Source organism: Francisella sp. 19X1-34, assembly GCF_041102755.1.
Lineage (GTDB): Bacteria > Pseudomonadota > Gammaproteobacteria > Francisellales > Francisellaceae > Francisella.
The window spans coordinates 1-9,302 of sequence record NZ_JBGCTX010000083.1; the positions used below are offsets into that span (position 1 = coordinate 1).

Below are 9,302 nucleotides of genomic sequence, written 5' to 3' on the forward strand. Positions count from 1 at the left end.
CGGTTTTTCGCTTATTTTAACCTAATAATACTCTCAAACCTTTAATCTACTATACTTTTAATTCCGAACTGAGGTTAAAATAAACTTGTCTAGGACAGTCCCAATATTTATATCTTCGAAAGATAGATTATTCTACAGAACATGCATGTTTGTATTAGTTTTAGTGTAGTTAAGTGAGGTTTGGATATTGATTACACATCTCTATAAATGCTTTAGCTGGACGAGATAGTTCAACTCTTTTATTATAAATATATGCGTTACTAATATAGCCAAGGTTATCTATGATTTTTATTTCTTGGAGCTTATCTGAGACCATATCTTCATTTATAATAGACCAACCCACTCCAGCCTCAACAAGTCTTTTTATTACTACAAGCATATTAACATCACTTATTTCTCGAGAGTTTATTTTATGCTTATTTTTAAATTCGTGTAGGATTTCATAATGTTTATTGCCAGGAGATGTTGATAATACAGGGATGTTATTTAGATTTTTAATCATATCTCCATCTAGTTGCCAGTAGGGGTGATTTTTTGCAATAACAGCTACAACTCGTTTTTTCTCAAATATATTTACTTCAATATCCTCTGATATCGCCTCATTAATTGTGATTAAGCCGATATCAGCATTTAATTTATTAATTTCTTTTATGATTGGTAAGGAATATGTAGAATCTACTCGAATTTCTACTTTAGGATACTTCTTTACATATAACTCAAGTACTTTTGGCAAAAAGTCTAGGCCAATCTGGTAGCTGCTAATAATATTTAGTTCTCCTATAATATCATCCTGCATATCTTGGAATTTAAGTTGAATTTTATCCCAAATACTTATAAGTTCAATAGCATATGGGAGAAGCTTTTTTCCTGTAGAAGTAAGTTGAACAGTATTTCCTACTCGATAAAATAGTTTATCGTTTAGAAATTCCTCCATTTGAGATATTCTTTTAGTGATGGCTGGTTGAGTTACAAATAGCTTATTAGATGCTTCTGTAAATGATTTTGTCTGAGCAACAACAAGGAAAGCCCGTATGTTTTTGATAGATTCCATTCTTGTTGATAAATTACCAATTGAGTTAATTATATTCTATTTAATAATTTTGAATTAAAAAAATGTTTTTATAGTAAATTTGAAATAAATTTTCTATAGCAATTTAGGTATTAGATAATATTTTAAGACATTAACATGTTATTTCTTTTGGTTATAGCTTATATAAAATCTATTCATTTTTATTATTAACATTTGTTGAATATAATAGACATATATTATTTATAACAGGAGTGTTAATAGTGATTTTAACTATTTATCTAATATGTGGAATATTTGTTGGTACTCTATCTGCATGGATTGGTGCTGGGGGTGGGGCTATTGTTATTCCTGTAATGCTATTCGTTTGTAAACATCAAGGAATACCTAATGAAGTTTCAATTCATTTAGCTGTTTCAACTTCATTAGCATTTATAATGATAAATGCGCTTTATAATTCATACAAGCATTATAAGCATGGGCACTTAGTATTTTTCATTTTAAAAAATGCATTAGTTACTATTCTAATTGGAGCAATAATTGGTACTATAATTAGTCAGTTACTACCAGCAAAAGTAATAGAAACATTATTTGCAATTATTTTAATAATAAGCTTAGTCAAAACATTTAACTTCAAGAAAAGCCTTGTTAATGGAAGTGCTTTAATTCCTTCTAAAAAATCATGCGCTTTTTTTGGGGCTGCTACAGGAACTCTATCTAGCATTATTGGGATAGGAGGAACAAGTATAGTTAACCCTTATATGAAACATTATAACTATCCAATGAAAAATTGTGCTGCAATGGCTGCAGCAACAAGTTTTCCTATAGCACTAATTGCAACTGTAACTATGTTAATTTCAAGCTATCATGCTTTAGGAATTCCTTCATATAGTATGGGATATCTATATTTACCTGCTTTTTTAGGTTTAGTAATAGGTTCTGTTTTTGGCACACCAATTGGGGTAAGAATTGTTAAAAATTGTCCTGAAATAATATCTCTATGGTTATTTAGATTTATTTTAATATACGTAATTATTGACATGTGTTTATAAGATGATTATTACATAAACTTGTTGAGAGGGTCGAGTCATGAAAAACTTTAAGCTTAGTATCATAGTATTACTCTTTTTATCATTAATAAGCTCAGGGATTGGCTTATGTCGTATAAGCTCATATCATCCTGGTAACTTATCTAATTTGGATAGTGCAAATGTTAGAATGGACTTCTCAGACTAAGTATTTTTGTATAACACTTGTTATCTATTCTAAACTCATTAATTAAAAAAACAGATAGAAAAAACATATGTATCTTTATAAAAAATTATTTAAACAATTAAATGAAAAAATTAATGCTAGTAAAAAGAATTACATAATATTTGCGATAGTTTTATTAGTATTGTTATGGCTAATCTTAGGTGACTTTGGGGTGGTTGTTGGAGTTTTATATTTAATTTTTAAATCACAGGTTGTTAAAAATCAGCTACCAAAACTAAGAAATAGAAGAATTGCAGCTATAACGGCCATTTTAATAACCCTTATTATATTTAGTTTAATTTTTGGCATTGCATTTCTAATGCAAACATTAACTAAATATAAAATGAAATATTTTGTACCAGAACCCGCTAACGTAACTTCTTCTATAATAAAAGAAACTGATTGGAAGCAAACTATAGATGCTATTGGTGAAGCAAAAGCGATCCAGGCAACGCAAATTTCATCACAATCTGGAGGCATTATTAGTGAGATTGATTTTAAAAGTGGTCAGGAAGTGAAAAAAGGGCAAATATTATTTAAACTAGATACAAGTCAGTTAAAGGCTGATCTAGAAGAGGCTGTTTCAAAGTTGAAGCTTGCTAAGATAACTGCAGAGCGTTATGATAAGCTTGTTAAATTAAAGGCTACTTCAAAAGAATCTGCAGATAAAGCTAATACTGACTATTTATCAGCTTTAGCACAAGTACAAAATATTGAGTCTCAAATTGGATTTAAAGAAGTCAGAGCGCCATTTGATGGTAAAATAGGTATTAGAAATATAAACTTAGGACAGTACTTTAATGACGGAAGTAATGCGGCAACTCTAACAAAGATAAGTCCGATTTTTGTTACATTTGCCGTGCCACAGAATAAGGTTAGCCTCATAAAAATCGGAGAAAATATTAGTTTTTACTCTGACTCATTTCCAGGCAAAGTATTTACGGCCAAGGTAACAGCAGTTAATTCTTTTATTAATGATACAAATAGATCGATAATAGTTCAAGCAACATATAAAAATCAAAGTCATTATATTGTTCCTGGAATGTTCTTAAATGTGCATGTTAATTTGCCCGATAAAAAGAAATCTATTGTCATACCTAGAAATGCTATAAATTACTCATTATATGGTGAATCAATATTAACACTTACTCCTGAGTTAACAAAGTTAGGTAAACCAAGGAAATCTTCTTATTCCAATATTAGTTTAAGTTTGGTTAAAACAAATAAAATCTTATATAAAGTTGGAGAAGTTAATATTAAGGTCTTGGAAACTCGTAATAATTTGGCTTTAGTCTCAGGGTTAAAACCGAATACAATGATTGTTACCTCAGGTCAGAATAAAATTCATAAGGGAATGGATGTTATTTTAAACAATAGTGTTAAATTTAGAAACAATCTTTATACTCAAGGTAATCTATAATGAAATTTATTGATATATTTATTTGTAGACCAATACTTTCAATAGCTATAAGTTTAATGATTATTGTTGTAGGTGTTGGTTCATATTTTACATTGCAAGTAAGACAATACCCATTTTTAAATAGTGCAAATATTACTGTTACCACTAGCTATCCAGGTGCTAATCCCTCTACAATACAAGCTTTTATTACAAGGCCAATAGAAGCATCTGTAGGAGCTACTAGGGGGGTAGACTATATGACTTCTCAATCCGCTCTAGGAAAAAGTACAATAACTGTATATGTTAAATTGGGAAAAGATCCTGATACTGTATTATCAGAAGTAGTGCAAAATGTAAACGCTGTCTTAAATGAGTTACCACATGACGCTTATTCTCCTACAATAAAGTTAAATCCAGCAGCGACATTTCCGCCATTTGTATTAGCATTTACTAGTAAAAGTATGACTATCCCTCAGATATCAGCTTACATAAATGCTGCGATAGTTCCAAAGCTACGGGCTCAAGGAGGATTGTCAGAGGTTAATGTGTGGGGTAATGAGCCTTATGCTATGAGGATTTTTCCTAATAAAAATAAGATGGCAGAGTATGGAATTTCACCAAACAATTTGAATAAAGCTATAGCATCAAATAGTCTAATTTCAGCAGGTGGAGAGATTCAAGGACCGTATTTAAATTATGTTCTGAATCCTGAAACAAGTATTTCTACAGCTCAAAAATACAAAGATCTAATAATCAAAAAGTATCACAACCAAGTTATTAGGTTAAAAGATATAGCTACAGTTAAACTTGGACCTCAGAATTATGATACTTATGTTCAATTTCAAGGGAAGCCAGCGGTATTGGTAGGCCCTGTTGTGTCGCCGGATGCTAATATACTTACAGTAGTTGATAAACTGGTTAAATATGTACCAAATATAAGGAAGACTCTTCCAAATGGACTAAAACTCACTATAGCATATAACAGTACAGTTTATATTAAAGATTCTATTGAAGATGTAATTTATACATTAATAGAATCAATTCTGATAGTTGCTTTTGTTATTTTCTTATTTTTAGGATCAATTAGGGCAGTAATTATTCCAGTTATCTCTATACCATTGTGTTTAATTGGTAGTTTCTTTTTGATGAAAATGATGGGTTTTTCTATAAATCTATTGACACTATTGGCAATGATATTATCAATAGGCTTAGTAGTAGATGATGCTATTGTAGTGTTAGAAAATATTCATAGGCATATTGAAAATGGGCTAGATCGTTTTTCTGCAACAATCAAAGGTGCAAGAGAAGTTGCAACTCCTGTAATATTAATGTGTCTGACATTAATAATTGTTTATGCTCCTATAGGAATGATGAGTGGTCTTACTGGACAATTATTTACGGAGTTCGCTTATTCATTGGCTGGAACAGTTCTTATATCAGGAATCGTGGCATATACTTTATCTCCAATGCTATGCTCTAAAATCCTTAAAGATAATTCTTCAGAATCTAAATTTGCTAAGTTCATTAATGATATATTTGATAAATTAGCTGTTATATATAAAGAGTTCCTAATTATTATATTAGATATTAAGCCAGCATTTGTTGTAATTGCTATAATAGTTTTGATGAGCTGTTTCATAATGGGGCGAGGAATAAAGTCTGAGCTTGCACCTACTGAAGATCAGAATTTCGTTGGTGTCATGGCAACGACTCCTTCAGCTGCAAATATTAATTATCTTAAAACATTTAGTCCATTAATAGCAAAAGCTGTGCACAATAGTCCAGGGAGACAATATTCATTTGTATTAGATGGAGTATTAGGGGGAGCAAATGCAATTGCTGGAGGGCTTATTTTGAAGCCTTCTGATCAGCGTAGTATTTCTCAGCAAGAAGCTACTAAGTTACTTCAATCTAAACTAAATAGTATTCCAGGCGTTGTAGCTTTTAGTTGGCAAATACCTTCTCTTCCTGGAGTTGCTCATGGAGCTGATATTTCTTTAGTAATACAAAGTACAAATGATTATCAATCAATTAATGAAGTTACAAATGCTCTTATTAAAAAAATGACTAAAAGTGGTTTATTTTCTTTTGTAAATAGTAATCTAATTTTTGATGATCCTATAACTAATTTAAATATAGATAGAGAAAAGGCCGGAAGTTTGGGTATTACTATGTCTGATGTTGCTAAAACTCTACAAAATTCTTATGCAGGAGGATATATAAACTATTTCTTCCTAAAAGGTTATAGTTTTGAAGTTATACCTCAACTTAGAAGAAACCAAATGCTAACAAATGAACAATTAGGAAGTATATATGTTGAGTCAGATAAGATAGATGATATGTTCAACTCGGAAGTTCCTTTGTCTGCATTAGTTAATTTCAAAACGGTTGGCGAGCCAATAACGTTAAATACATTTCAACAGTTGAACTCTGCTACAATATCTGCCATGTTAAACTCTGGGGTGTCGGAAGGGCAAGCTATAAACTATATTAAAAGACTAGCTGGTACTAGTTTGCCAGCAGGATTTTCGTACTCATTTTCTGGCGGGGCTAGACAGTTTATCCAAAATGGTAATACTATGATGATTGCTTTTGGATTTGCAGTTATTCTTATATTCCTGGCCCTTTCTGCTCAATTTGAGAGTTTTAGAGATTCTTTAGTTATTCTTGTCACTGTGCCTATGGCGATATCTGGGGCATTAATACCATTATACTTAGGACAATTTTTAAATAAGGATTGGGCTTCTTTAAATATTTATACACAACTTGGTCTGGTTACATTAATTGGTCTTATCACTAAACAAGGGATTATGGTAGTTGAATTTGCTAATAAATTACAGATAGAAAGTGGTTTAAATAAGTATGATGCTATTATTAGAGCTTCTTCGCAGAGACTTAGGCCTATCTTAATGACTGTGGCAGCGATGATTATAGGAGTTTTACCTTTAGTAATAGCTACAGGCTCAGGATCAGTTAGTCGTCAATGTATAGGAGTTGTTGTTTCATCAGGACTATTAGTAGGCGTTATATTTTCTTTATTTATACTACCTGTTGTTTATATGTATATATCATCTGATAAATCTGAAGCTATTAAAATAAAGCTTGAAGAGAGAAAGAAAATAGATGATATAAACAATAAGAAAGTTTAAAATGAATACTTTAACAAAGTAGCTCTTTCCAATTAAATAATCTATGCCGGTAATTTAGGACAGTTATTAATTTTATTCTTTATTATATATTCAAACTTAATAGAGCCATTTTTTCTATTATCTCTAAAAGCTTAATATAATCGGTTATTTACGATAAAGTGTTGACAAAAATTATTTTCCATACATAATCGTAAATAAACGATTATGTAAATAAGGTTTATAGTATGTATCCTAATTATTCATTAGAGAAGGTAGAGAAAGTATTTAACAAAAATAATTTAAAGAAAAGATCACCAAGAATATTGTTTTTGTATGGTTCTTTGAGAGATAAGTCTTATAGTTTCTTATTAGCAAAACAAGCTATGAAAATAATAAAATCATTTGGTGCTGAAGTAGAAATATTTCATCCACATGATTTACCATTGGCAGATATAAGTCTAACTCAAAATCCTGACCAATCACTTTTATCTGATTCTGTGAAACAAATGAGAAAGTTAATGAATTGGGCAGATGCTATGGTGTGGGTTTCACCAGAAGTGCATGGTGCAATGTCATCAGTTTTTAAAAATATTATAGATTGGATGCCTTTATCTCTTGGCGCAGTTAGACCAACTCAAGGTAAGCTATTAGCCTTGATGCAAGTTACAGGAGGGTCTCAATCGTTTAATACTTTAAATCAAATGAGGATTCTAGGAAGGTGGATGAGAATGATAACAATACCAAATCAGTCTTCTGTTCCTCTTGCATATACTCAGTTTAATGAAGATGGGTCTATGAAAGAATCAAATTATAAAGATAGAGTCGTTGATTTAATGGAAGAGTTGTTTAAATATTGTATTTTATTTCAAGGAAATATTGAATTTTTACATCAAAGATATAGTGAACAAAAAGATAAAAAAAATATAACTAATAATAATCACTCAAATTGGAAAAGTGCTAAAGAAAGCTTAACTTAAGGATATAGTTTAATATGCAAAATAGAAATGTATTTATTTTGTTAGGGCAGTCAAATATGGTTGGACAAGGTGATTTAAGTGAAGTAATTAATATATCTAATAGTAGAATCTATAGTTTCAATAACAACTGTTGGGATATAGCGCAAGAGCCATTACATAAAGATAACCAAAAAGCTGGAATTGGTTTAGCTATGAGCTTTGCAGAAACTTTAATTAAAGAAAATACTATTGAAAGAGTGGATTTTATACCGTTAGCTATAGCAAGCACTCAACTAGATGAATGGATGCCATATTCAAGATTATATAATAGAGTACTTTCAACTATTCAAGCAGCTGATATATCCTTGAACGATATAAAAGGAGTTCTTTGGCATCATGGGGAAAGTGAGACAAAAGATATCTTGAGAGCCTCGAGTTATGCATATAGGTTTGAGTTCCTGATAAAGTATTTGAGGCAAGACTTAGGGAATGATAATTTACCTATAATTGCTGGAGAGCAGGGACACTTCTTAGATGATCGTTTTAAATTTGCTCATATAGTTAATGAGCAGCTGCATAGTTTGGAACAGAAATTAAATAATTTTAAAGTAGTCAGTTCTAATGAGATAACAGCAAATGATGATGGTATTCATATGAGTGCCAAATCGTTAAGAGAGTTTGGTAATAGATATGCGAAAGCATTTTTAGATATGAAATAACTTTTATGGAAAACCAATCAAATAAGAGATTGATTCTATATATATCGCAGCTGATAATGCCTGGTCTATTATTTTATGGATTTCCTAATATATAAGTCAGCTTTTCATAATGACAGCCAATTTAGTCTAAATTATCAATGGGCTCTGATAATCTTCTTATCTTCTTGGGGGGCTGGGTCTTTGTTCGCAGGTGCTCTAATGAATAGATATGGAGCATATTTAGGAATAATACTCGGATACGTACTTGCTACTGTAGCATTTATACTGTTATTGTTAGATATTAATCATTTTATATTTGTTATAAGTGCTTTATTAATGGGATTAAGCTTATCATTCTTAATGTTGGATGGTGTTATAACTTATTTTGAGCAAAACACATATAGTATAAGTGTCTTTAGAAGATATGTGATCCAGTTAACTTTTTTTAGTGGGTTTGCTAGTACTTTTACTTATTTTTTTGTTTCACCTATATTTATTTATATAGGCTTTAAGATAGCTGTTATCATAGTTATTTTTATTACTATAACTCTTTTAGTATTATCAAACTTTTCTCTATCAAAAGTATATTTTAAAAAAGAAACCAAGCTATTAGGAAACATTTATAAATCTTTAGTATCAAGAAATTCCTTAGCCATCATAGCAATAATGTTGTCTCAAGGCACTGTGCAGACTATTATATTTTTTGAAGTTTTTATTTTTCTTCAGTCAAAAAACTTTGATATTTCCTTTGTACTTACTAGGTTCTGTGCACAAAAATAAATTTTCATCGAAGCCAAATAAAAGTACAAGCTAATTTAATCATTCCTAGATATGCTGAAA

The 9,302-nt window shown here is 30.5% G+C and carries 8 protein-coding genes; 7 read left to right on the forward strand and 1 reads right to left on the reverse strand.

The genetic code is table 11. From position 1 onward, the window contains the following. Nucleotides 1-169 precede the first annotated feature (169 nt). On the reverse strand, nt 170-1,051 hold the full coding sequence (locus AB8E56_RS10560; RefSeq protein WP_329480896.1) for a LysR family transcriptional regulator: 882 nt from the start codon (nt 1,049-1,051) through the stop codon (nt 170-172). A 239-nt stretch (nt 1,052-1,290) separates the two neighbouring features. Between AB8E56_RS10560 and AB8E56_RS10565 the strand changes: the two genes are divergently transcribed. The 7 genes from AB8E56_RS10565 (at nt 1,291) to AB8E56_RS10595 (ending at nt 9,242) form a co-directional block, all read left to right on the forward strand. Further along, the gene (locus tag AB8E56_RS10565; protein WP_329480898.1) at nt 1,291-2,079 is read left to right on the forward strand and encodes a sulfite exporter TauE/SafE family protein; all 789 of its coding nucleotides are present in this window, start codon (nt 1,291-1,293) and stop codon (nt 2,077-2,079) included. A gap of 37 nt (nt 2,080-2,116) precedes the next feature. Beyond that, nucleotides 2,117-2,263 carry a hypothetical protein gene (locus AB8E56_RS10570; RefSeq protein WP_329480900.1) on the forward strand — a complete coding sequence of 49 codons (147 nt, stop codon included), beginning with the start codon at nt 2,117-2,119 and terminating at the stop codon, nt 2,261-2,263. A 67-nt stretch (nt 2,264-2,330) separates the two neighbouring features. After that, nucleotides 2,331-3,701, forward strand: a complete 1,371-nt coding sequence (locus tag AB8E56_RS10575; protein ID WP_329480902.1) for an efflux RND transporter periplasmic adaptor subunit — start codon at nt 2,331-2,333, stop codon at nt 3,699-3,701. Then, nucleotides 3,701-6,829 carry an efflux RND transporter permease subunit gene (locus tag AB8E56_RS10580; protein ID WP_329480904.1) on the forward strand — a complete coding sequence of 1,043 codons (3,129 nt, stop codon included), beginning with the start codon at nt 3,701-3,703 and terminating at the stop codon, nt 6,827-6,829. The genes AB8E56_RS10575 and AB8E56_RS10580 overlap by 1 nt, the downstream gene beginning before the upstream one ends. 224 nt (nt 6,830-7,053) lie before the next feature. Then, nucleotides 7,054-7,785 (forward strand): arsenical resistance protein ArsH, encoded by a 732-nt coding sequence (gene arsH / locus AB8E56_RS10585; protein WP_329480906.1) that lies wholly within the window; start codon nt 7,054-7,056, stop codon nt 7,783-7,785. Nucleotides 7,786-7,799: 14 nt separating this feature from the next. Next, nucleotides 7,800-8,483 carry a sialate O-acetylesterase gene (locus AB8E56_RS10590; RefSeq protein WP_329480908.1) on the forward strand — a complete coding sequence of 228 codons (684 nt, stop codon included), beginning with the start codon at nt 7,800-7,802 and terminating at the stop codon, nt 8,481-8,483. A 75-nt stretch (nt 8,484-8,558) separates the two neighbouring features. Further along, nucleotides 8,559-9,242 (forward strand): hypothetical protein, encoded by a 684-nt coding sequence (locus AB8E56_RS10595; protein WP_329480910.1) that lies wholly within the window; start codon nt 8,559-8,561, stop codon nt 9,240-9,242. The last annotated feature ends 60 nt before the right edge of the window (nt 9,243-9,302 follow it).

Coding starts and splice junctions, on each gene's coding strand:
- AB8E56_RS10570 (WP_329480900.1), top strand. CDS start 2,117: ATGAAAAACTTTAAGCTTAGTATCATAGTATTACTCTTTTTATCATTA.
- AB8E56_RS10560 (WP_329480896.1), bottom strand. CDS start 1,051: ATGGAATCTATCAAAAACATACGGGCTTTCCTTGTTGTTGCTCAGACA.
- AB8E56_RS10580 (WP_329480904.1), top strand. CDS start 3,701: ATGAAATTTATTGATATATTTATTTGTAGACCAATACTTTCAATAGCT.
- arsH (WP_329480906.1), top strand. CDS start 7,054: ATGTATCCTAATTATTCATTAGAGAAGGTAGAGAAAGTATTTAACAAA.
- AB8E56_RS10595 (WP_329480910.1), top strand. CDS start 8,559: ATGGATTTCCTAATATATAAGTCAGCTTTTCATAATGACAGCCAATTT.
- AB8E56_RS10590 (WP_329480908.1), top strand. CDS start 7,800: ATGCAAAATAGAAATGTATTTATTTTGTTAGGGCAGTCAAATATGGTT.
- AB8E56_RS10575 (WP_329480902.1), top strand. CDS start 2,331: ATGTATCTTTATAAAAAATTATTTAAACAATTAAATGAAAAAATTAAT.